The sequence below is a fragment of the Vibrio sp. 10N.286.48.B8 genome, assembly GCF_003050085.1.
Classification (GTDB): Bacteria; Pseudomonadota; Gammaproteobacteria; order Enterobacterales; family Vibrionaceae; genus Vibrio; species Vibrio crassostreae.
The window spans coordinates 43698-65786 of sequence record NZ_PIGD01000004.1 but is presented as its reverse complement, the minus strand read 5'-3'; the positions used below and the strand labels follow the sequence as shown (position 1 = coordinate 65786).

The window sequence follows — 22089 nt, the reverse complement described above, 5'->3', positions numbered from 1 at the left end:
CTGAATCTTGTTAAGACAGATTTAGACCGAAAATGAGGCCAGTAGGGGGATACCGGCCTCCTTCACTTAAGGAGCTTGACTAGAGCTTTTTAGTTTCCGTTGAGAATACGTAGAACATCAGCAGGGTTTGTTGTGTTCTGTAGGCATTCCACAGCGTCTTCATCATCAAGTGAATTGGTGATAGCCATCAGCACCATGTTGTGCTCATCGCCTTGTGCGGCAATACCGATAACCATCTTCGCGATATCGTCTTCATCTTCGCCCCACTGAATACCTTCAGGGTACTGACAGAATACGATGCCGGTTTTTTGTACGTATTGCTTAGCTTCGATTGTGCCGTGTGGTACTGCGATAGACTCGCCAAGGTAAGTAGATACAAGCTCTTCACGAGCAAACATGCCATCTACGTACTCTGGAGATACATTGCCAAGTTTTACTAATTGGTCGCCAGCAAACTTGATTACGTCTTCTTTTTGAGTCGCTTTAAGGCCAAGGAAAATGCTATCGTTAGTAAGTGCAAGCTTGCTGCCGTCTTGTGCTGGAGCCGCTGCAGGAACCGGAGCTTCTACCTTCGCTTCACCACTTTGTGCTTCAACCAGTTCTGCTACTAGGTTGTCGTATACTGCGCCGTCTAAGAAGTTGTTAAGAGACATGTGCATTGCACCAGGAATGGTTTTGCGAGCACGGTCTGTTAGGTCTTTATGCGTAATAACAATTTGCGAATCAGCCGGTAGGTTGTTGATGGCGTAGTTGGTTACTTCAATATCTAGACCAACCGTTGCTACTTTCTTACGTAGTAGACCCGCACCCATAGCACTTGAACCCATACCCGCATCACACGCTACATAAACTGCTTTTACATCCGCTAGGTTTACGTTTGCTTCTGATGCTGCACCTTTTGAAGACGCTTTCATGCCTTTCATTTGTGCAGAAGCTTTTTCTAGAGAATCTTCTTCGTCATCTTGAGCTGAAGTCTTAAGTAGAATTGAAGCGACTACGAAAGATACTGCTGTTGCAGCGATAACAGAAAGAACAACACCAATGTAAGAGCCTTTTGGCGTCATCAGTAAGATTGCAAAGATAGAACCTGGTGATGCTGGAGAGATAAGACCAGAGTCGAACACTACGTTAGTGAATACACCAGCCATACCACCTGCGATTACCGCAAGGATTAGACGTGGGTTCATTAGAACGTAAGGGAAGTAAATTTCGTGGATACCACCTAAGAAGTGGATGATAGATGCACCAGCAGCAGATTGCTTTGCGCTACCTTTACCAAACACCATGTAAGCAAGTAGTAGACCTAGACCTGGACCTGGGTTCGCTTCGATTAGGAAGAAGATTGAACGGCCGATCTCTTCAGATTGCTGAATACCTAGTGGAGAGAAGATACCGTGATTGATTGCGTTATTTAGGAATAGGATTTTCGCCGGTTCAACAAAGATAGATGCTAGAGGTAGTGCACCCGCTTCAACCATTACGTTAACGCCAGCCGCTAACCCAGAAGATAGAACTTTAACTGCAGGGCCAATCACGATGAACGCGATGATCGCGCAGATCATGCCGATGATACCAGCGGAGAAGTTGTTCACTAGCATTTCGAAACCACTCTTCACTTTGCCGTGAACAGCTTCATCGAATTTCTTGATTGCGATACCACCTAGTGGACCTACAATCATTGCACCCATGAACATTGGGATATCAGTACCAACGATAACACCCATTGTTGTGATAGCGCCGACTACCGCACCGCGGTCACCACCAACCATTTTACCACCGGTGTAACCAATCAATAGTGGCAGTAGGTATGTAATCATAGGACCAACCATTGATGCTAACGTTTCGTTAGGCCACCAACCTGTTGGGATAAATAGTGCAGTAATGAAACCCCACGCAATAAATGCGCCGATGTTTGGCATTACCATATTGGATAAGAAACGACCAAAGTTTTGAACCTTGATCTTCGCTTCTGGTGATAACATAGGTAGAACCCCGTAGTGTATTGGTTGGTCAAATGACCGAAAGTGTGTGCTCAAAAGTTGATTAAAATGTATCACAACATTTCCAAAATGCACCCTAGCCCAACTTTCGTGACAAACATCACGCATAAAAAACACTTTGGGGTTAACAGCAACGCTTTAGATCACAAAAATGTCATGAATCTAAATTACAAAGTAAAATTAATGAGAATAATTCTAATTCATGAGAGATATAGATCACACTAATTAACTCGACAGTCAAAAATAATTAGAGATCAAGATCACACTTAATGAAAGGTGCATCTTAAAAACTATAAACCATGTATGAAGGAACGCCATTCCAAGTGTGTTTTCTATGCACTCAGATGAATTAAACCCATCATCATGTAATTTAATTACAGAATGTAATAAAGGACTTTCTTGATGCTTTTTTAGAGAACCCTTCCCCCAAAAGCTCAAAATACATGAACAATGAGGAAGCGGAATTGCGTAAAGTAGATGTGTTATTCTAGTAATCAGTTCCTGTGTAATTCCGACCCCACATTATCCAGTAGTCAAATGACGACTTAAGAGAAGACTATGTCAGACAAGATCTCCACATCGGCACTCGCTAAACAAAAAGGCATAGAAGCTAAAACTCTATTTAGTGACCTAAAAACGGCTGGCTATATCGTACGTTCAGAAGACCGCTGGGTGCTGACCGAGCGAGGAGAAAGCTTTGGGGGGGAGTATGTAGAACACAAAAAATTTGGTGTCTTTATTGTGTGGCCAGAGAAACTGCTTATCGACTTAGAGTCATTCTCTGGCAAAACATTAACCGCGACGCAATTAGGTCACGCCTTTGATCTCAGCGCCAAGAAGATCAACTTATTGTTCAATGAACTTGGGTGGATAAAGAAAGAAGAAGACGGTTGGCATGTCACCTCTACAGGCTTAAAAGCCGGTGGTGAACAAAGAGAAGATAAAGCGACTCAAAATTTATTCGTGGTATGGCACGACTCACTGGTTCGCAATAAACGTTTAAAGCAGTCTGTCGTTGAATTCCTGGGGCATGATGCTGAAAGCCACTCGACCGATGTGTCATTCTCCAGTTTTCGTCAGAAATTTGAGGCGAAGCACCGAAGCTTGGATGGGCATTATGTACGTTCAAAGGGAGAGCTGATCATCGATAACTGGCTTTATATGGCAGGAGTGGTTCATGCGTACGAGCGTCCGCTGCCAATATCAAAAGAAGTGATCAGCGATTTTTATCTACCAAGTGGCAAAGTGTACATCCAGTTCTGGGGAACCGATTCTGCGCCAATCGCCGAAGATAAACGTGAAGCTACGAGAAAAATCTATGAAGAGCATGGTTTTGGTTTAATCGAAATCACGCCAGAAGATATCCCCAACCTAGACAGCGTACTTCCGCCATTATTGCGCCAATATGGTATCAAGGCGTACTAAGCTACTGAATCTTGAGATTCCACCGCAATTAAGATCACACTTATCGAATCATTGTGGACATTATTATCCATAGTGATTTGATATGTTCGCTATTTTTCCCGAGTCATTCTTCTATTATCTTACACCCATCGACTTGAGCTACCGCAGATACTCGATTTATTGGGGCATGTTCGATAACTATTTAGACGTTCAATCTATTGAGATTCGTTTAAATTGGTTATCCGTTTATTGTTGACGTGACTGAACATAAAACCCTACAACATTTATTATTGATAGATATTAGGATTCAACATGACTCATCCAATCATTACTGATCTAAACACTCGTTACACAGCTAAAAAATACGATGCAGAAAAACGCATCTCTGCGGAAGACATGGAAGTAATCAAAGAAGCACTTCGCTTGTCAGCTTCTTCTATCAACTCTCAGCCTTGGAAATTCATCATCATTGAGAGTGACGCAGCAAAACAACGCTTCCACAATACTTTCGAAAACATGTTCCAGTTTAACCAACCACATGCGAAAGAAGCGTCACACACGATCCTGTTTGCTCACGATCCTAAGTACACTAAAGAGAAATTCGCGAAGCGTGCAGATACAGAAGTAAGCTCTGGTCACCTACCAGCTGAAATGTACGAGCAATTCTTAGGTGCTTACGCATTTGCAGAAATGAACACAGACGAGACTGGTTTCAACGGAAGCTGGACTAAGTCTCAAGTGTACATCGCACTAGGTAACATACTGCACACGCTAGCTCGTCTTGGCATCGCTTCAACACCGATGGAAGGTGTAGACGCAGCTATGATCGGCGAAGAGTTTTCTGACGAACTAGAAGGCCACGTTGTTGATGTTGCACTGGCTATCGGCTACCACAAAGACGGCGAAGACTACAACCACGGTAAACCAAAAGCGCGTCTAGCTCTTGATGAAGTCGTTACCACGCTATAACAGTTACCGCGCTATAATAGGCACAACGCTGTAATAGCTGAAACAAACAAATCGCACTGCTTTATTTGGCCAGACTCTCATCTGGCCTTTTTTATATCTGTTATTTATCCAAGCCACTACCCACCAGCAAGTCATAAAGACACGTTAAAATCAATATGATTACAAAAACTAAAAAGTCATAAAGACACAAATAAGAGCTCAAAAATCAAAAAAAACAGCCAAAACAATAATTTAGAAACATGGCACAACTAGTGCAATGAGAGCCTTAGATATTTCAATAAGGTACTATCATTATGACTATTCACGTTAAATCAAATGTGCACTGGGTCGGCGTCCACGATTGGGAAACCGAGCACTTCCACGGTAAGGAATACCACATGAACAAAGGTACGAGTTATAACTCGTACCTGATCCGTGAAGAGAAGACAGTGCTTGTCGATACTGTCGATCATCGCTTTACTGAGCAATTCCTTGCAAACCTAGAGATGGAAATCGATATCAACGAGATCGACTACATCATTTGTCAGCACGCTGAAGAAGACCACTCAGGCGCGCTCTCTGCGCTGCTTGCTAAAATCCCGAACACGCCGGTTTATTGTACTGAAGCGGGTGTAAACTCCATTGTTGGTCACCACCACCAACCAGACTGGAACTTCAGAACCGTCAAAACTGGTGACACTCTTGATGTCGGTAACGGCAAGCAACTTATCTTCGTTGAGATGAAAATGCTGCACTGGCCAGACTCAATGGCGACTTACTTAACCGGTGATGAAATCCTGTTTAGTAACGACGCTTTCGGCCAACACTACTGCGACGAAAACCTATTCAATGACCAGCTAGACCAAGTCGAACTGCATGAACAATGTCTGCGTTACTTCTCGAACATCCTGACGCCGTTTGCGCCGCTGGTTAAAGCAAAGATTGAAGAAGTGCTGAGCTTAGGCGTACCGATCGATGTCATTGCTACTTCTCACGGCTGTATTTGGCGCGATAATGCGACTCAAATCGTTGAGCAATATTACGAGTGGTCGAAAGCCTACAAAGAAGATCGCATCACGATTGTCTACGACACCATGTCCAACAACACCCGCATGATGGCTGACGCGATCGCAAAGGGTATCCGTAAAGGAAGCCCAGAAACAGCAATCAAGGTCTTCAATATTTCTAAGCACGACAAGAATGACATCCTTGCCAATATCTTCCGTTCAAAGGGTGTGCTTGTTGGCTCATCGACCATGAACAACGTGATGATGCCGCAAATCGCCGCGCTACTTGAAGAAATACACGGCCTGCGCTTTGCAGAAAAAAGAGCCGCAGCATTTGGTTCTTCAGGTTGGACTGGCGGCGCAGTAAAACGCATCGATGCTCGCTTACGTGAAGCCAACTTCGAAGTGAGCGCACCTCAGCATATTCACTGGAAACCGGATACCGACGCACTTCGCCAATGTATTGATTACGGGATGACACTGGCCGAGGTTTGGCGCACCGATGCGAACGAGGTTCGTGAGCCTAAGCAAGTTGAGCGCAACGTTCAACGTATTGAATCAGCACCAACAAGCCCCCCAACAGAGCTAAAAGACACGGCAGAGCAGAAGCCAGAAAAAGCGCAAGATAAGCCTGTACATAGCGCAGATTGCACTTGCTGGCGCTGTACTGTGTGTGAATGGGTGTACGACCCACAATTGGGTGAACCCTACCAAGGCGTTGAACCGGGAACACCATGGGCACAAGTGCCGGATGATTTCCTTTGCCCAGAATGCCATTTAGGCAAAGAAGTATTTGTGGAGAAGTAACATGTCGAATATTGTGATTGTGGGTGGCGGTTTCGCTGCCCTACAAACTATCAAGATGGTACGTAAGCTCGACCAAGATATCGCGATCACCATGATCACGGCAGATTCGGGGGGTTGAGTACAGTAAGCCAAATCTTTCGCATGCGTTTAGTCAGGCGCAAACGCCAGAGACACTCTTAATACATAACGCTCAACAGTTGGCTGAGCAGTACAACTTGGTTATCAAGACCAAAGCACAGGTCAGAGAAATCGATATTGAGCAACAATGTGTTCATGTCGGCGATGACACCATTCACTATTCGAAGTTGGTATTAGCAACAGGAGCAACAGGAGCAACACCATTTATTCCACCAGCAGAAGGGCTTAAACGCAGCGAGACCATTACGTTAAATAGCTTGGAAGAGTTCGAGAAACACAAAGCTCAGATCGATGACGCCCAACGCATCACTGTGATTGGGGGAGGCTTGATTGGGGTCGAGCTCGCATTCGATCTTCAAACTGCGGGCAAAGATGTCACGATCATCGAACCCGCGAGCTATCTATTGAGCAGCTTGGTGCCACCTTTCGTTTCTCTAGAGTTGGAGCAAATGTTAAGACAATCAGGGGTGACCGTTGAAACAGACTCTGCCGTTTGTCGAGCGACTTACCTCAAAGAGGACATAAGGTTACAAACCACCTCTTCTCGATTAATACGAACCGATGCGGTGATTGCAGCAGCAGGGCTGAAACCGAACACGACATTGGCGACACAAGCCGGAGTCACCGTCAACAAGGGGATCGTTGTCGACCAAACCATGACAACCAGTGCTAACAATGTGTATGCGATTGGTGATTGCGCCGAAATTGAAGGGCGTATCATGGCTTATCTCCAGCCCGCGATCTTGTCTGCTAATGTGTTGGCAAAGCAGCTCATTACGAGTGATGGCATGCCCGAGGAAGCTGACATCAAACTCAAGTTACCTCATATCATTACAAAGGTGAAGACCCCAAGCTACCCGATTCAGCTTGCAGGCCGAGATCTGCACACAGCTCAAAGCTGGGAGACCCGCTTTGACCCGAAAGGCATTATCGCAAAAGGCTTCAATGCAGATAATCAATTGGTTGGGTTTATCGTCACTGGAGAGCATACCAAAGCTGCATTCCCACTACTCAAAGAGCTGCAGACAAGCGCACCCACTTAATCTCAATGACATAAGCCCAATAGCTCAAACTCAATAACATAAGCAGTATCCTACAAAACGAAAAAAGCCAGTCAATAGACTGGCTTTTTTATGCGTTAAGCGAGGTGTTCACATTAACCGATAAACGAGATGTAACCTTGCAGGATAATCAAGTTAACGATATCAATGAAGAATGCGCCGACGATTGGCACCACCATAAACGCCTGTGGTGATGGACCGAATCGGTTCACCAAAGAGCCCATGTTCATTACCGCTGTAGGTGTTGCACCTAGGCCGAAACCACAGTGACCACCCGACATAACCGCTGCGTCGTAGTTTGAACCCATTACTTTAAACGTCACAAAGTAAGAGAACAGACCAAGTACCACGGCTTGAACACTCAAGATCACCAAGAACGGGATCGCAAGGTCGAAGATGTTCCACAGTTTCAGGCTCATTAACGCCATCGCTAAGAATAGAGACAGTGACACAGTACCCAGAATATCAACGGTTTCGCTGTCGGTTTTATGCAGCTTAGTCACTTCAAACACGTTAGTGATGAACACACCGATAAACAGAGCGTAAACAAAGTCAGGAATCGTCAACCAAGAAATTTCAAAAGTCGCCACCCATTGCTCTAGGTATTGCGCACATGTGATACAGATAAGGAGAATGAACAATACTTCAATCACCTTCTTGGCTGTCACTTTGTCTTCTTCATACTCGTTATACGTCACCAGCTCAGGGAAACGCTCGTGCGTTTGTGTACCTGTGCCGTACTCTGATTCAAGGTTGTTTTTGTCGATCAGCTTTTGTGCCACCGGGCTACCGATGATACCGCCAACGATCAAACCAAAGGTTGCCGAAGCCATCGCGATTTCTAACGTGTTGGCAATGCCATAAGTATCAGCAAAGGTTTGCGACCAAGCTGCACCTGTACCGTGACCACCAGACAGCGTAATAGAACCTGCAATCAAGCCCATTAGCGGCTCAAGACCAAGCGCGGTAGCTAACGTCACACCCACACCATTTTGGATGATGATGTATACCGAAGCGACGCCCAAGAACAAGAATACCTTCGCACCGCCTTTCATTAACTGTGTGTAATTAGCAGCAAGACCTACAGTCGCAAAGAACATCAACATAAAGGTGTTCTGCAAGGGCAAAGAAAACTCTAGATCAAGGCCGTTAAAGTGCAGGGCTGTAATAGCAAAAGCGACAATCAAGCCGCCGACAATGGGCTCTGGAATGTTGTACTTTTTGAGAACAGGAAGCTTTGCATTGACGAAATGACCTAGAAACAAAACACTAATCGCGATTAGGAAGGATTCTAGTGGTCCAATTGAAATTAATTGATTCATATAACCTCTATTTTTTTACGTTCTCATCTTCCTTAATGAGTCTAGTTTTATCTGTAATTATCTGTGCTGCTCTACCTATATTTATGCAAACTGGAGAGAAATTGTAGATTCGAGAAGCGAACACATTACTGCGAACACTTAGTGCCATGTTAGTAGCTCGTTAACTTTTATAGGAGATAAAAGGATTTGTGACAACAATCACCTCCAAAAAGTTAAAAGCGGCGTGAGTAATTTTGCCGCTGACTCTGCTTTTTTAAGACCTAAAAAAGCAAAAAGGAGCTATTACTAGCTCCTCTTTCATTACCATCGCTGGTAATTAGAATTTTTTCGGTGCGTAACCAGTCATAACCTCAATGCGAAGTTCTTTACCGATCTTCGTCATTGGGTGAACAATTACGAGTCCTTTAACAGACTTTTTAAGTTTACCCATATCCGCTTGCTCAGCTTTTGTAATCTCACGGCTAAATGGCATATCAACCAAAGACTTACGCTCTTGGTTCACATCGTAGCTTTCTTTGTGTTTAAGCTGGGCAATTTTCTTAGTTAGCTTCTTAATCTCTTCCTCGAATTGACGAACAACAGGACGATCATTACGAGTTTTAGCAGCATCTAACTTGTGGCGACACTTGTCTAGACGGTTGTTAATTTGTTGAAGTTCGTTTTTAACACTCATAATAATTTCCTAAGATTTAACAAGCCAATTCGGATTGGGGCGCGGAGTATAGCACAAGGGTTCACTTGAACCGAAATTTATCTGTTAATTACCAACAGAAACGAATCACATCGATACCGTTCATTCAGGCTACCTATTCTTTGTGGCGAGCCTCTGAGCGGATTATTCATTGATAGGATAGCGTCTACCTCAAAAATTGCAGTCCTCGATACATCAAAATTCCGTCTAAACTTATACTCTAACGCAGTAACTAACTCAGGGTACACAGCTTGGGGTATCCACCCCTGCAACGACTCTGATTCGCAACGTAATCACAAGGATAACCGATGACATTATTGAAAAGAACATTGACCTACAGCCTAGCCCTGATTTCAATGTTTGCCGCAACTTATGCATCTAGTGAACAAACACCCCAAAATAACCTAATCGTCGAGTACTCTGCGCCGAAAAATGCCGAAGAAGAGCAACTCAAACGCGAGATTCAAATCAGTGGCGTTAATGACACAGTGGTCGACCTATCAAACCAACTCTTCATGTTTGAGAAGCCATTAACCATTCAATATGGCGGAGAAGACGGGCCGCTCTACGACCCACAAACCCATCAAGTGCTGATCCCTTACCGCTTTTACGCTGAATCACTTAACTACTTTGAGAAGAACCAATACGAAAAAGAGTATGGGAAATCTGCGCAAACTGGCGCTATCGATACCTTACTGCACACTCTGCTGCACGAAGCAGGGCATGCTTATATTGAAGACCAAAAGATTGCCATCTTGGGCAAAGAGGAAGATGCGGTCGACAACCTAGCGACCATCCTATTACTTAACTATGTGGAACATGGCGCCGATGCCGCGATCAGCGCAGCAGACATGTTCGCTTTCGAATCAGAAGACCGCCCAGAATATTACGACTTAAGGGAATACATCGACGAGCACAGTTTCGAGCTGCAGCGTTACTTCTCTACTTTATGCTTGGTGTATGGCAGCGACCCTGATGCCTATAAGAACTTGCTCGATGAAGTGGAAAATGACTATTTGAAAGATCGGAAAGAGTTCTGTGTGGAGCATTTTGATGTGATCAATGAAAATTGGCATCAGTATTTAAAAGAGAGTGACGATACTTAAAGGTGTGTCAAGAACGAGATAAAACGGCTTTGGCATCAAACTCCAAAGCCGCCACTCGATAGGTTGGCTTAAGTCTTATGTGTTAAGAGTTAAGAGTTTAAGCCCTAGACCTTCACTTTATATTTAAGATCTTGAGCTTCATCGCCTGTCATACCTCGAAATCCCCAGCAGTGCGATGGCTGTTCTTTGATGGTGATTTCAATATCAATCGGAGAGATAGCCAACTGCTTTTCTATTTCAGAAAATATCTTCTTGATTAGGCGTTTCTTGGTGTTCACCGCTCGACCTTCCATCATATTGATTTCAATGACGGTATAGGCTTCTGTTCTTCCTTCCGGGTAAAAGAAGTCATCCCGTTCCAATGGCACAAACCGATGTGCGCGCTTGTCATCAGGTAAACCCATTTCACTGTTTAAACACTGCTGCAACACGTTTGATAGTTGCAACTTAATTGGATTTAAGCACTCTTTGATACCATAAATAACAATCATGACCATTCCTTTGATGTGATGTTAGGTATAGAGGAACGTTAGATAGAAGCATCGTCTAGCGACCACCCATTCGCTTACTATTTGTACATATACTACCTAATGACACGTGTGAGAAAAGGTAAAAACAATGAATTTATGAACAGGTGCAACAAAATACTTATCCCTTTGCAAACATAAGTCGAAGCGAATTGATCGAACACCGCTATCCCGGCGTATATCTTCTGAAATCACATTTGAATTAAGGAGTACTATGTGCCGAATTCACCTAGTAAGGCCACACGGACAGACGCCGAACCAGAAACACCCGCAGAGTCTTCGCTAGAAGTCGCTGTGTTTCCGCTCCCCATCTTCCTGTTACCAAGAGGTCGTCAAAGGCTACGCATTTTCGAGCCCAAATACCTTGCGATGGTCGCACACGCAGCGCAGGGCGATGGCTTTATCATTGCTACTCAAGACAACGTAAACGCTGATCGCCTTAGCTCTTGGGGAACAAAAGTATCCATCGTAGACTTTAATATGGCTGATGATCAGATATTGGAAATCGATGTGGAAGGCCAGCAGCTAGTGCAGCTTCACTCCTCTCACAGAGACACTGCTGGCTTGATCAAAAGCAAATTCAGACCACTGCCCCATTGGCCGGTTCACGATTACGACGTGCCTAACGTGTTTACAGCGTTTTTGGTTCAGCTGTTTCGCGACCACGATTCGATAAGAACCCTTTACCCCACTCCTGATTTCGAAAGCCCGCAATGGATTTGCGCGCGACTACTCGAAATGATGCCTATCCCTTTGGAAAAGAAAACAGAGTTCACCGAGCCCGCTAGCTTTCCTTCTTTAGTTCCTTTTTTGAATCAAATCATTACGGGGCAATAAGCACTTTTCTTCACTATAATTTTGTATAGTGGAAAATAATTTAAATTAAAGTGATCCCGGCCTTCAACTTTCACGTAGTGCCACTCAAATTCGCATGATGGTTATTTACTATGCAAGTCGAAAGTAGAAGTTCAGGGAAAGGCAAGGAGCATGTCATTATCCCAGACAAAAAAACAACGACCGAATCCAAGGTTCCAACAGAGCTTTCAAGCTGGTTGATCTTAGTTGGTACAGTCCGAGACAAGCAGGCATTTACCTGTTTGTTCAAGTTCTTTGCTCCCAAGATAAAGCGTTTCGGAATCAGCAAGTTAGGCGGTGAAGCTGCTGCGAACGAGCTGGTTCAAGACACCATGACTAACGTTTGGAAGAAAGCCCACCTTTACAATGAAGATAAGGGCGCTGCGACGACTTGGGTCTACACCGTCATGCGAAATGCTGCGTTTGATATGTTACGCAAAGTAAAAGCCAAAGCGGAACAGACAATCGCAGACGACATCTGGCCTATTGACGCGATGGTTGCGGAATCTCAAAGTGATGAATTACCGTTTGGCGATCATTTGATGAGTCGACACGTAATGACACAAATAGAGAAGCTGCCTCTGGCTCAGAAAACCATTGTGAAAGGTGTTTACTTTCAAGAGCTCTCTCAAGAACAGCTTGCACAGCAACTTGGCGTCCCACTTGGAACCGTGAAATCACGTCTAAGACTCGCTTTAGCCAAACTTAAGGTTCACATGGGGGAACAAAGCCATGATTAAACATCACCCAAATGCTGAAATTTTGAAAGATTTTGTCGATGGCACGCTTGCAGACTCTGTTTCATTGATTGTTTCTAGTCACGTAGAACTGTGTGAACATTGCCAACAGCAGGTTAAGCAGCTTACCGCTGAGGCGGCGAACAATGCCTTTGATAAAGAACCTGCGTTCACGAACGAAGAGTCAGGCGGCTTTTCAATGGACGACATGGATTTCGACTTTGATGCAATTGAGCAGATTACTGCTGATTTATCTCAGTCAGTGGAAGTTGAGCCAAAGGTAGAGCAAGTTACCGTTGCAGATACCACATTCACTATTCCTCGCGCTCTGAACTCGGTGGCGAGAAAAGATTGGATGAACCTAGGCAAAATTTCACGCGCAAGACTCGATTTCGATGACGAAGCACATCACACAAGTTTGCTGCATATCGATAAAAACGGACAAGTGCCTTGCCACACCCACAAAGGTTTCGAAATTACACTTCTTTTAGAAGGCAGTTTCGAAGACGAAATGGGCGTCTACAACAAAGGCGACTTCATCTGGCTAGATGGCAGTCACACTCATCAACCTGCGACCAAAGAGGGTTGTGTGTGCTTGACCGTTTCAAGTGATGCCTTGTACTTCACTAAAGGTGTCAGCCAACTGTTCAACCCACTAGGTAAATACATTTACTAGTTAAGAAGGATTTACCGGGTAGATCACAAGATGCACAGCGTTGGCTAGGTGGAAAGGTAACAACCGGACTAAAGTAAACTGGAATAAGCAACAAGCCACATAATATAAAAACAATAATGAGCAATGAGCGTAAGGAATTGACCAATGGATAAGAAAATAAAAATAGGCATTAGTGCATGTGTCGCCGGTCATAAAGTTCGGTTCGATACTGGCCATAAACGTTCTCGCTTCTGCACAGACGACCTAGCAGACTACGTTGAGCTGGAACCCGTTTGTCCAGAGATGGGCGTTGGTCTGCCAACGCCTCGCCCAACTATTCGCCAGACTCGGATGTTAGACGATATCATTCACGTCTCCCGTCCAGACGGTTCTGGTGATGTGACCAATGAGTTAATCGAGTTCGGTCAAAACTACTCGAAGAACAATCAGCACATTGCTGGATTCATTGTTTGCCAAAAGAGCCCAACTTGCGGTATGGAGCGAGTGAAAGTGTACCACCACCACGGTCGTGGTTCTGAGTCGACTGGTATTGGCATGTTTACTAAGCAGATCATGGACGCTAACCCGTTACTTCCTGTTGAAGAAAACGGGCGACTTAACGACCCTATTTTGCGCGAGAACTTCATGACTCGAGTATTCACTTACCAAAAATGGCTCGACCTTGTGGATGAAGGTGTGACCAAACACAAGCTGATTCAGTTCCACAGCGCCCACAAGTATTTAGTCATGTGTCACCACGTTGAGGGATACAAAAGTTTAGGCAAACTGTTAGCGGGTAATGAGTTAGACATCGACGAATTGGCGGCTCAATATATCGAGGGCTTGATGAAGGCGTTATCTCATCACGCGAATCGAGGCAGCCACGCCAATACGCTGCATCATTTGCAGGGTTACTTTAAAAAACAACTGAGTAGCGCTCACAAACAAGAGCTGACCAACCAGATCGCATCATTCAGAGAGGGCGTAATTCCGTTACTAGTGCCGTTGACACTGATCAACCACTACCTAATGGAGTACCCAAACGAGTACTTAGAGTCACAGGTTTACCTAAACCCTCACCCACAAGAACTCAAACTGAGATACGGATATTGAGCAACATTCTATGGATACGACGAGACCTGCGGATTCACGATAACCCAGCGCTCGTCGCGGCAGTTGAAAACGGCGTGTCTATCGCCGTTTTTATTTCAACACCACAGCAATGGCAGCAACACCACCTTGCCCCCATCAAAGCCGATTTCATTTATCGTCACCTAAAACAGCTCGAATCCCAACTCGCTGAGTTTGGGATTTCATTGCTGCATCTCAAAGCCAGCGATTTTGATGACCAAGCCCGACAGCTCATCGAATTATACGAACAACTTGATGCTAAGTGCGTATACGCAAATTCAGAACCTGAGGTAGATGAACAAACCCGTGACCAGCAACTGATATCAAATGGGGTAAACCTTCAGATCAGCTCTTGTGACGTTATGCTGCCATTAGGTAGCGTTCTTAACAAACAAGGCGAGATGTTCAAAGTCTTTACGCCATTTAAGAACGCTTGGTTAAAAGAAGTTCAGGTGAAAGGTATCATCTGTAGCCCGGCTCCTATCGTGCCCGCTAAGCTTCAACAAACACAGCGTCCACAATCACAACTTCCTGACGACTTAAAAGCTTCAAGAATCTCCGCTGACTATGATTTTGACTTTCCGCGTGTTGATTCAAGCCGCTGGCCATTAAGCCAAGATGTATTGGGCAGCGTGATCCCCAATTTCTTAGGCAATAAAGTCAACGACTACGCGCGCCTGAGAGACATTCCCTCAGTTAAAGGAACATCAGGGCTATCGCCTTATTTAGCAATAGGCGCCGTGAGCCCACGTTGGTTAGCGATTCAATTGATTCAGCAACAACCCGATTTGTTGTTTGATACTCAGCTGCCGGCCTTTTCTTGGCTTAATGAATTGATTTGGCGTGATTTTTATAAGCATTTGATGTTCCACCATCCTAAACTGATTAAAGGAGCGAACTTTCAGCAAAAATACAATGGATTAGACTGGTATCAAGATCACCCTAGCTTCAAAGCATGGTGCGAAGGAAAAACCGGATATCCATTGGTTGATGCAGCCATGCGTCAACTGGTTGAAACGGGCTGGATGCACAACAGGCTAAGAATGGTGGTGGCAAGCTTCCTAACCAAGCACCTGCTTATTGACTGGCGCTGGGGCGAGCGTTTCTTTATGTCGCACCTTATCGACGGTGACTTTAGCGCCAACAACGGTGGCTGGCAGTGGGCTTCAAGTACTGGCTGCGATGCTCAACCTTACTTTCGAATTTTCAATCCAATCACCCAGAGTGAAAAGTTTGATCCAAAAGGAATTTTTATTCGTAAGTACATACCAGAGCTGCAAAACATCCCTGATAAGCATGTACATTTTCCACATGACTTTATCGCTAAAAACGGGATAGACAGCGAATACTGGCAACCCATCGTTGAGCACAAACAAGCACGATTGAGAGCCTTAGCCTTCTTCAAATAATTAGAGTGAATATTATGGATAACTCTCTATGGCTTGATAACTTTCTCAACATGTATCGAGAACTCGGAACAGACAATTTCGACGTGCTGAAGACGGTTTATCACCCTGATATTGAATTCCAAGATCCGCTGCACCATGTCAGCGGTATTTCTGCGCTTACTCACTACTTCGAGAACCTCTACACCCAAGTGACGAGCTGTTACTTCCACATTGAACACACTTTCGAAGTGAACGATGAAGCTTCGGTTTACTGGACGATGCAATTTGCTCACAAGCAACTAAATGGGCAAAAGCCGATCGAAGTACAAGGACACAGCCACCTCAAGATGTTCGACGGTCAGGTGATTTACCACAGAGACTACCTCGACGTCGGTTCTATGTTGTATGAACACATTCCAGTACTGGGTTGCGCGATTAAATCCATCAAAAAGAGAGCGAGCCGATAATGCGTATTATGATTACAGGCGCGACCTCAGGTATCGGCCAATCCCTCGCTAAAGATTACGCTCAGCAAGGGCATCAGGTGATTGCTTGTGGCCGCAACCCAGACAAACTGCAGGCCTTAGTTGATTCTCACGATACAGACATCGCACATTCATCCATTTCACCGCTCTGTTTCGATCTGACCGATTACCACAACTTCCCAGAACTCGACCAAGACAAGCCGCTCGATCTGCTGATTCTAAATGCGGGTGATTGTGAATACATCGACGACCCATTGAATTTTGATGCCGAACTTTTCGAGCGCGTCATCAACATAAACCTAATTTCAATTGGCTACGCCCTTAAAGCCTGGTTAAAAAACATCAAGCCCGGCGGCCGTTTGGTTATAGTCAGCTCCAGCGCCAGCTTTTTACCTTTACCTAGAGCCGAGGCTTATGGCGCTTCAAAGGCAGCCCTCACCTACTTAGGCAGAACACTTTCGGTTGATCTGGCAACGCACAACATTCATGTCTCAATTGTGCACCCTGGCTTTGTTGAAACGCCATTAACCGAGCGAAATACGTTCGCTATGCCTATGATTATTAGTAGTGAGGCCGCAACTCAAAGAATCGTAAATGGTATCGCTCAAGGAAAGAGTGAAATCGATTTCCCAAGACGATTCATCATGTTGATGAAGCTACTAAGAATGCTTCCAACTCCAGTTTGGCAAAAACTCGCTTCAAGGATGGTATAACAATGAAGAAAATCGCCATTATTGGTTCAGGCATCTCTGGACTCACTTGCGCGCACATATTAGATAAGCACCACGACGTAACGGTATTCGAAAAGAACGATTATGTTGGGGGTCACACCGCGACCGTTGATATTGAACATCAAGGCTCGGCGTTTTCGATAGATACAGGTTTCATCGTATTCAACGATCGAACCTACCCGAATTTCAATCAGCTCCTGGAACAACTCGGTGTCGAAAGGCAACCTACAGAGATGAGCTTCAGCGTCCACAACACCACTACTAAGTTTGAGTACAACGGCCATAGCATTAACTCGTTATTCGCACAAAGGAGTAACATCTTCAAACCTCAGTTCTGGTCTTTAGTGTCTGACATTCTCAAGTTCAACAAACTGTGTAAGGCTCAGTTTGAAAGTAATGAATTCACACCAGACGTTACCCTTGGCAGTTTCCTACGCGATAATCAATTTTCAGATTTTTTCAGTCAGCACTACATTCTGCCGATGGGCGCGGCTATTTGGTCGACAAGCTTAGAGGAAATGGAAGAGTTTGAGCTGAAATTCTTTATTCAGTTTTTCTACAACCACGGATTGCTCGATATCGCGAACCGCCCTCAGTGGTATGTGATTCCAAAAGGTTCACGCTCTTACGTTGAAATTATCCTTTCACGCTTGAGTAAGCCTGTTGCACTGAATACATCGATTAAACAAGTCACTCGCCAAGAACCGGGCGTCACTGTTGAATTTGAAGATGGCAGCACGCAAAACTTCGACGAAGTAATCTTTGCCTGTCACTCAGACCAAGCCTTACGTCTGCTTGGTGATGCGACAGAACAAGAGCAACAGGTACTGGGCGAGATCCCTTACAGCCGCAATGAAGTGGTTCTGCACACCGATACACGCTTATTACCAGACAGAAAGCTGGCTTGGGCAAGTTGGAACTACATGTTAGATGGCGACAGTAAACGACCAGCCTGTGTGACTTACAACATGAACATCCTGCAAGGCATCGAAAGCCAAGACACCTTCTGTGTCACCTTGAATCAAAGCGAAAGCATCAACCCAGAGAAAATCATTCGCAGCTTTGTTTATCATCACCCGGTACTTAATTCGAACACGGTCGAAGCTCAGCACAAACGAGAGCAGATTTGTGGCAAAAACCAGACTCACTTTGCTGGTGCTTATTGGTATAACGGGTTCCATGAAGACGGTGTCCACAGTGCACTCGATGTGACCAAACGCTTCGGTTTGGATTTGAGTACGAGTTCAGCGCAATGAGCAGCCAAACCTTGACACCCGAGATGGGGATCGCATCCGAAAAAAGTGAAGAACTTAGCGGTATCTATTGGGGTAACGTCAGACATCGTCGCTTTGGCAACATCACACATGAGTTCAGCTATCAGCTGTATATGATGGGGCTCGATCTTGACGAACTGCCCCAAACCACATCGCGCAGTGCGCTGTTCGGCACTCGATGGTATAACCCGATTCGCTTTGTAGAATCGGATTATCTCGCTGAAAAAAAAGAAAATGTCACTACGTATGAACCAAAATCACTTAAGCAACGTATAGCTTCCAAAGTGCAACAACTTGGTGGGGTTTGGTCTGATTCAAACCGTGTGACGATGCTGGCTCAGTGCCGTTGTTTAGGCATCTATTTCAGCCCAATCAACTGTTTCTTCTGCTATGACGAAACTGGAGATTGTAAATACATGTTGGCAGAAGTGAGTAACACGCCTTGGCGAGAAAGACACTACTATCTGATCGACATGCACCAAGAGTTGAAGGTAAAAAAAGAGTTTCACGTTTCGCCGTTCATGGATTTGAACATGACTTATTTTTGGAAGATTAAGCCACCAGCGAAACGCACGTTAGTTCACATCGAAAGCCGCCGAGACAACAAGCTTTTCGATGCGACACTGGCCCTGACCAAACAGTCAGTAACCAAGACAAACATTAGACGAACGGTATTCAAGATTCCGGCTATGACCATAAAAGTCGTGATGGGAATTTATTATCAGGCTCTCAAATTATTCCTGAAAAAAGTACCGTTTGTGGCGCATCCAGACTCAACATCTTAAGCGCTTAAAACAGAAATCAATTCTAGCTTAGGTTCGCTCCAATCAAGGAGCAAAACTCAGCTTAGTTGGCACAAAATATTAGAATGAGTTATCAGCGAGGTTTACATGGAACAGCTTGCCAAACAAAACAACAATATTGAACAACAAGCTAAAGCCGTTGCTGTTTCAAGCAACTGTAAATATCGAGCTTTAATTTTCAAGGTTTTAGAAAGCCTACAATTCGCGACGCTTGAGATCATTGAGCGCGACCAGCATTCAGTATTTGGTGATCGAGAAGCCGAACTGAAAGGTCGAATCGTGATTCATGATGCGACCTTTTTTAGAGATGTCGTTATCAACGGCAGCATTGGGGCATCTGAAGCCTATATCGATGGCAAATGGACCAGTCCAAATCTGACGCGTGTGATTCAAATCATGGCTCGTAACCAAGCCCAATTGGATGAACTTGATGACAAGACACAGTGGATTTCTCGCATCAAAAACCTCTTGCTGCGTCGTAAGAATGCCAACACCGAACAAGGCTCCAAGCGCAACATTCTCGCCCACTACGATATTGGCAACGAGCTGTATGAGCGCTTCTTAGATAGCTCGATGCAGTACTCTGCCGCTATCTACAGCGAAGATGCACAAACCCTATCCAAAGCTCAACAGAACAAAATGAAAACCATTTGTGAGCGATTAGAGTTGTCTGAGAAGGATAGCGTGGTTGAGATAGGCACTGGCTGGGGTGGCTTAGCCATCTTCATGGCGCAACACTACGGTTGTCATGTCACTACCACCACAATCTCAGATGCCCAACACGCACTTGCAGAACAGAGAGTCAAAGCACTTGGTTTAACCGACAAAATCACCCTGCTTAAAGAGGATTATCGCAACCTTACAGGAGAGTATGACAAGTTGGTCTCTATCGAGATGATAGAAGCGGTCGGCCATGAATATCTACAAACCTTCTTTGAAAAATGTTCGTCGCTACTTAAGCCCTCAGGCAAGATGCTGATTCAAGCAATTACGATTGCTGACAGCCGTTACGATAAATACCGTAAGGGCGTTGACTTTATTCAGAAGTACATATTCCCCGGCGGCTGTTTACCTTCGGTTTCAGTGATGACCCAACACCTTGCGACTAGTACAGATCTTGTGGTTCAAGAAATCGACGACATTGGTCTGCACTATGCTCGAACGCTTAACGACTGGAACATCGCCTTTGAAAATAGTTGGGAAGAACTAGAGTCTCTCGGCTATTCAGAAGAGTTTAAGCGCTTATGGATCTTCTACTTCTGTTACTGTGAAGGTGCATTCAAAGAGCGAGTGATCAGTACTCACCATTTAGTCGCAAGAAAACCTCGTTACTTTGGAGCAAAAGATGAAACGGTTTTGGATTATTAATCTCGTACTGTTTCAAGCGACCTGGGTTTGCAGTGCCTTCTTTACCGCGCAAGCCCCGTTCGTCACACCACTGATTGTAGTGGTTCATTTCCTCCTATCACCGACTCGCAGTAGCGATCTTAAGATACTCATCTTATTACCATTAGGGCTATTACTTGATAGCCTCTTCTTTCACTTCGGCGTGTTTGCCGTCGACTCTGCAATTGCTAATCAATCGTGGTTTCCAGTGTGGCTTGTTTGCCTATGGATCATGTTCTTAATCAGTTTTAACCACAGCCTAAATTGGCTTTTAAAATGCTCAAAAGTGATCTTGTTTGTCATAGGGTTCGTAGCAGGTACTAGTAGTTATTGGGGAGGCATCAAAGCAGGCGCCCTCCTGACTACTTGGCCAGATGCATCGGTAGTTGCTGCCCTTGCAATAAGTTGGGGGATTTTGTTGCCCTTACTGGTGGCCGCCTACTCCAACTTAGTACAACCTAAAATGGCAATATCGAGGTGACTTATGGCTTATCCACGCAAACCGACACAAACGTTCAAACCTGAGAGCGATATTGTTCGCGCTCATCAGCAAGCAAAAAACACACTTCTAAGCTTTATCACTCTCTCGTTAATTTTTGCTGCGCTGTTATTTTCCGGAAACACTAAAGCCTCTGCGGTCGATGACTTAAATAAACGTGGCCAAGGCGAAATGAGTTACCTATTTTGGACACTCTACTCTGCTGAATTTTATGCCACACCAACCAACTCAGAACGCGCACTGAAACTCGAGTATTACCGCGCTATCGACAGCAAAGACTTAGTCGATGCAACCGAAGATCAATGGAACAAGCTTGGTTACTCAAATAACAGTATTCAGCGTTGGTTGAAGCCGTTATACGCGATGTGGCCGAACGTAGAAGCAGGAAGCACTCTCACCATACGTGTCGCTGAAGATAATGTCAGCCGCTTCTACTTTGATGAGCAACCTATCGGAGTAATCCAAGACAAACAATTTGGCGAAGCATTTCTGGCGATTTGGTTATCTGAGAACACATCCGAACCCGGCCTACGTAAACAACTTTTAGGTTTAAACAAATGAATCCAAAAACAACAATAATAAAATTCGCTCTGGCACTTTTTTCACTCACTTGGCTGGCAGGTTGTGGTTCTGCAAGTTTAGAGGACCATGTCGACACTACGCCAGAGCTAAAGCTTGAAACCTTTTTTAATGGCAAGCTAATGGCCTACGGCATGGTGCTCGACCGCTCTGGTAACCTACTGCGACGCTTCGATGCCAAACTGGTCGCGACTTGGGACGGTGACAACGGAGAGATAAAAGAGTGGTTCTCTTTTGCTGATGGCGAGCGATCAACCCGCGTTTGGAACCTGATGAAAACTGGCGAAAACACCTACTCTGGGACTGCCAACGATGTCGTTGGAACCGCTTATGGGGAGACTCAAGGTTCTGCTCTATATTGGAAATACGACTTAGAGATTGAAGTAGACGGCAGCACCTATGAAGTGGTGCTAGATGACTGGATGTTCTTGATGGACGACAAACGCTTGTTCAACAAAACTGAGATGTCCAAGTTCGGCTTTAAAGTCGGAGAGGTCATCTTATACATAGAGAAGATTTGATATAATTGTCATTTCGGATTCTGGCCTTCGCCAC

General features: G+C 44.8%; 21 protein-coding genes and 1 pseudogene. 18 read left to right on the top strand and 4 right to left on the bottom strand.

Annotated elements, in window-relative coordinates:
* Nucleotides 1-89 precede the first annotated feature (89 nt).
* On the bottom strand, nucleotides 90-1982 hold the full coding sequence (locus CWO08_RS06650) for a PTS mannitol transporter subunit IICBA (protein ID WP_102432117.1): 1893 nt from the start codon (nucleotides 1980-1982) through the stop codon (nucleotides 90-92).
* A gap of 576 nt (nucleotides 1983-2558) precedes the next feature.
* Between CWO08_RS06650 and CWO08_RS06645 the strand changes: the two genes are divergently transcribed.
* The 4 genes and pseudogenes from CWO08_RS06645 (at nucleotide 2559) to norW (ending at nucleotide 7347) form a co-directional block, all read left to right on the top strand.
* On the top strand, nucleotides 2559-3425 hold the full coding sequence (locus CWO08_RS06645; protein ID WP_108020139.1) for a glycerol kinase: 867 nt from the start codon (nucleotides 2559-2561) through the stop codon (nucleotides 3423-3425).
* A 291-nt stretch (nucleotides 3426-3716) separates the two neighbouring features.
* Nucleotides 3717-4373 (top strand): NAD(P)H-dependent oxidoreductase, encoded by a 657-nt coding sequence (locus CWO08_RS06640; RefSeq protein WP_102432119.1) that lies wholly within the window; start codon nucleotides 3717-3719, stop codon nucleotides 4371-4373.
* Nucleotides 4374-4666: 293 nt separating this feature from the next.
* Nucleotides 4667-6166 carry an anaerobic nitric oxide reductase flavorubredoxin gene (gene norV, locus CWO08_RS06635; protein WP_108020138.1) on the top strand — a complete coding sequence of 500 codons (1500 nt, stop codon included), beginning with the start codon at nucleotides 4667-4669 and terminating at the stop codon, nucleotides 6164-6166.
* 1 nt (nucleotide 6167) lies between these two features.
* Nucleotides 6168-7347 (top strand): annotated as a pseudogene (gene norW, locus CWO08_RS06630) (NADH:flavorubredoxin reductase NorW).
* 113 nt (nucleotides 7348-7460) lie between these two features.
* On the opposite strand, the gene gltS reads toward norW, so the two are convergent.
* Nucleotides 7461-8687 carry a sodium/glutamate symporter gene (gene gltS / locus CWO08_RS06625; RefSeq protein WP_102480387.1) on the bottom strand — a complete coding sequence of 409 codons (1227 nt, stop codon included), beginning with the start codon at nucleotides 8685-8687 and terminating at the stop codon, nucleotides 7461-7463.
* 316 nt (nucleotides 8688-9003) lie between these two features.
* Nucleotides 9004-9360, bottom strand: a complete 357-nt coding sequence (locus CWO08_RS06620; RefSeq protein ID WP_017060971.1) for a YibL family ribosome-associated protein — start codon at nucleotides 9358-9360, stop codon at nucleotides 9004-9006.
* A 326-nt stretch (nucleotides 9361-9686) separates the two neighbouring features.
* Between CWO08_RS06620 and CWO08_RS06615 the strand changes: the two genes are divergently transcribed.
* Nucleotides 9687-10484 carry a DUF4344 domain-containing metallopeptidase gene (locus CWO08_RS06615; protein WP_108020137.1) on the top strand — a complete coding sequence of 266 codons (798 nt, stop codon included), beginning with the start codon at nucleotides 9687-9689 and terminating at the stop codon, nucleotides 10482-10484.
* Nucleotides 10485-10588: 104 nt separating this feature from the next.
* On the opposite strand, the gene CWO08_RS06610 is transcribed toward CWO08_RS06615, so the two are convergent.
* A complete protein-coding gene (locus CWO08_RS06610; RefSeq protein WP_017070218.1) occupies nucleotides 10589-10975 on the bottom strand; it encodes a tautomerase family protein in 387 nt (128 codons plus the stop codon).
* Nucleotides 10976-11227: 252 nt separating this feature from the next.
* Here CWO08_RS06610 and CWO08_RS06605 point away from each other — a divergent pair, with 252 nt between their 5' ends.
* The 13 genes from CWO08_RS06605 to CWO08_RS06545 all read left to right on the top strand — a co-directional run bounded on the left by CWO08_RS06605 (nucleotide 11228) and on the right by CWO08_RS06545 (nucleotide 22055).
* Nucleotides 11228-11848 carry an LON peptidase substrate-binding domain-containing protein gene (locus tag CWO08_RS06605; RefSeq protein ID WP_102432123.1) on the top strand — a complete coding sequence of 207 codons (621 nt, stop codon included), beginning with the start codon at nucleotides 11228-11230 and terminating at the stop codon, nucleotides 11846-11848.
* A 110-nt stretch (nucleotides 11849-11958) separates the two neighbouring features.
* Nucleotides 11959-12606 carry a sigma-70 family RNA polymerase sigma factor gene (locus CWO08_RS06600; protein ID WP_102480359.1) on the top strand — a complete coding sequence of 216 codons (648 nt, stop codon included), beginning with the start codon at nucleotides 11959-11961 and terminating at the stop codon, nucleotides 12604-12606.
* Nucleotides 12599-13279 (top strand): ChrR family anti-sigma-E factor, encoded by a 681-nt coding sequence (locus tag CWO08_RS06595; RefSeq protein ID WP_048663946.1) that lies wholly within the window; start codon nucleotides 12599-12601, stop codon nucleotides 13277-13279. The genes CWO08_RS06600 and CWO08_RS06595 overlap by 8 nt, the downstream gene beginning before the upstream one ends.
* Before the next feature lie 144 nt (nucleotides 13280-13423).
* Nucleotides 13424-14371, top strand: a complete 948-nt coding sequence (locus tag CWO08_RS06590) for a DUF523 and DUF1722 domain-containing protein (RefSeq protein WP_102432125.1) — start codon at nucleotides 13424-13426, stop codon at nucleotides 14369-14371.
* Entirely contained in the window at nucleotides 14368-15798 is a 1431-nt protein-coding gene (phrB, locus tag CWO08_RS06585; protein WP_108020136.1) for a deoxyribodipyrimidine photo-lyase, read from the top strand. Before CWO08_RS06590 ends, phrB begins: the two co-directional genes overlap by 4 nt.
* Before the next feature lie 14 nt (nucleotides 15799-15812).
* Nucleotides 15813-16244 carry a nuclear transport factor 2 family protein gene (locus CWO08_RS06580; RefSeq protein WP_048660595.1) on the top strand — a complete coding sequence of 144 codons (432 nt, stop codon included), beginning with the start codon at nucleotides 15813-15815 and terminating at the stop codon, nucleotides 16242-16244.
* A complete protein-coding gene (locus tag CWO08_RS06575; RefSeq protein WP_048660594.1) occupies nucleotides 16244-16975 on the top strand; it encodes an SDR family NAD(P)-dependent oxidoreductase in 732 nt (243 codons plus the stop codon). Before CWO08_RS06580 ends, CWO08_RS06575 begins: the two co-directional genes overlap by 1 nt.
* 2 nt (nucleotides 16976-16977) lie before the next feature.
* Entirely contained in the window at nucleotides 16978-18249 is a 1272-nt protein-coding gene (locus CWO08_RS06570) for an NAD(P)/FAD-dependent oxidoreductase (RefSeq protein ID WP_102480348.1), read from the top strand.
* A complete protein-coding gene (locus CWO08_RS06565) occupies nucleotides 18246-19052 on the top strand; it encodes a DUF1365 domain-containing protein (protein ID WP_102432128.1) in 807 nt (268 codons plus the stop codon). Before CWO08_RS06570 ends, CWO08_RS06565 begins: the two co-directional genes overlap by 4 nt.
* 105 nt (nucleotides 19053-19157) lie before the next feature.
* Nucleotides 19158-20438 carry a cyclopropane-fatty-acyl-phospholipid synthase family protein gene (locus CWO08_RS06560; RefSeq protein WP_061015859.1) on the top strand — a complete coding sequence of 427 codons (1281 nt, stop codon included), beginning with the start codon at nucleotides 19158-19160 and terminating at the stop codon, nucleotides 20436-20438.
* The gene (locus tag CWO08_RS06555; protein WP_048663953.1) at nucleotides 20416-20937 is read left to right on the top strand and encodes a DUF2878 domain-containing protein; all 522 of its coding nucleotides are present in this window, start codon (nucleotides 20416-20418) and stop codon (nucleotides 20935-20937) included. Before CWO08_RS06560 ends, CWO08_RS06555 begins: the two co-directional genes overlap by 23 nt.
* A gap of 3 nt (nucleotides 20938-20940) precedes the next feature.
* Nucleotides 20941-21516 (top strand): chalcone isomerase family protein, encoded by a 576-nt coding sequence (locus CWO08_RS06550; RefSeq protein WP_102432129.1) that lies wholly within the window; start codon nucleotides 20941-20943, stop codon nucleotides 21514-21516.
* Entirely contained in the window at nucleotides 21513-22055 is a 543-nt protein-coding gene (locus tag CWO08_RS06545) for a DUF3833 domain-containing protein (RefSeq protein WP_102432130.1), read from the top strand. The genes CWO08_RS06550 and CWO08_RS06545 overlap by 4 nt, the downstream gene beginning before the upstream one ends.
* The last annotated feature ends 34 nt before the right edge of the window (nucleotides 22056-22089 follow it).

What these genes read in the sequence shown, in the direction of transcription:
- CWO08_RS06650 (WP_102432117.1), bottom strand. Translation starts at nt 1,982, where the DNA reads ATGTTATCACCAGAAGCGAAGATCAAGGTTCAAAACTTTGGTCGTTTC.
- CWO08_RS06645 (WP_108020139.1), top strand. Translation starts at nt 2,559, where the DNA reads ATGTCAGACAAGATCTCCACATCGGCACTCGCTAAACAAAAAGGCATA.
- CWO08_RS06640 (WP_102432119.1), top strand. Translation starts at nt 3,717, where the DNA reads ATGACTCATCCAATCATTACTGATCTAAACACTCGTTACACAGCTAAA.
- norV (WP_108020138.1), top strand. Translation starts at nt 4,667, where the DNA reads ATGACTATTCACGTTAAATCAAATGTGCACTGGGTCGGCGTCCACGAT.
- gltS (WP_102480387.1), bottom strand. Translation starts at nt 8,687, where the DNA reads ATGAATCAATTAATTTCAATTGGACCACTAGAATCCTTCCTAATCGCG.
- CWO08_RS06620 (WP_017060971.1), bottom strand. Translation starts at nt 9,360, where the DNA reads ATGAGTGTTAAAAACGAACTTCAACAAATTAACAACCGTCTAGACAAG.
- CWO08_RS06615 (WP_108020137.1), top strand. Translation starts at nt 9,687, where the DNA reads ATGACATTATTGAAAAGAACATTGACCTACAGCCTAGCCCTGATTTCA.
- CWO08_RS06610 (WP_017070218.1), bottom strand. Translation starts at nt 10,975, where the DNA reads ATGATTGTTATTTATGGTATCAAAGAGTGCTTAAATCCAATTAAGTTG.
- CWO08_RS06600 (WP_102480359.1), top strand. Translation starts at nt 11,959, where the DNA reads ATGCAAGTCGAAAGTAGAAGTTCAGGGAAAGGCAAGGAGCATGTCATT.
- CWO08_RS06595 (WP_048663946.1), top strand. Translation starts at nt 12,599, where the DNA reads ATGATTAAACATCACCCAAATGCTGAAATTTTGAAAGATTTTGTCGAT.
- CWO08_RS06590 (WP_102432125.1), top strand. Translation starts at nt 13,424, where the DNA reads ATGGATAAGAAAATAAAAATAGGCATTAGTGCATGTGTCGCCGGTCAT.
- CWO08_RS06580 (WP_048660595.1), top strand. Translation starts at nt 15,813, where the DNA reads ATGGATAACTCTCTATGGCTTGATAACTTTCTCAACATGTATCGAGAA.
- CWO08_RS06575 (WP_048660594.1), top strand. Translation starts at nt 16,244, where the DNA reads ATGCGTATTATGATTACAGGCGCGACCTCAGGTATCGGCCAATCCCTC.
- CWO08_RS06570 (WP_102480348.1), top strand. Translation starts at nt 16,978, where the DNA reads ATGAAGAAAATCGCCATTATTGGTTCAGGCATCTCTGGACTCACTTGC.
- CWO08_RS06565 (WP_102432128.1), top strand. Translation starts at nt 18,246, where the DNA reads ATGAGCAGCCAAACCTTGACACCCGAGATGGGGATCGCATCCGAAAAA.
- CWO08_RS06560 (WP_061015859.1), top strand. Translation starts at nt 19,158, where the DNA reads ATGGAACAGCTTGCCAAACAAAACAACAATATTGAACAACAAGCTAAA.
- CWO08_RS06555 (WP_048663953.1), top strand. Translation starts at nt 20,416, where the DNA reads ATGAAACGGTTTTGGATTATTAATCTCGTACTGTTTCAAGCGACCTGG.
- CWO08_RS06550 (WP_102432129.1), top strand. Translation starts at nt 20,941, where the DNA reads ATGGCTTATCCACGCAAACCGACACAAACGTTCAAACCTGAGAGCGAT.
- CWO08_RS06545 (WP_102432130.1), top strand. Translation starts at nt 21,513, where the DNA reads ATGAATCCAAAAACAACAATAATAAAATTCGCTCTGGCACTTTTTTCA.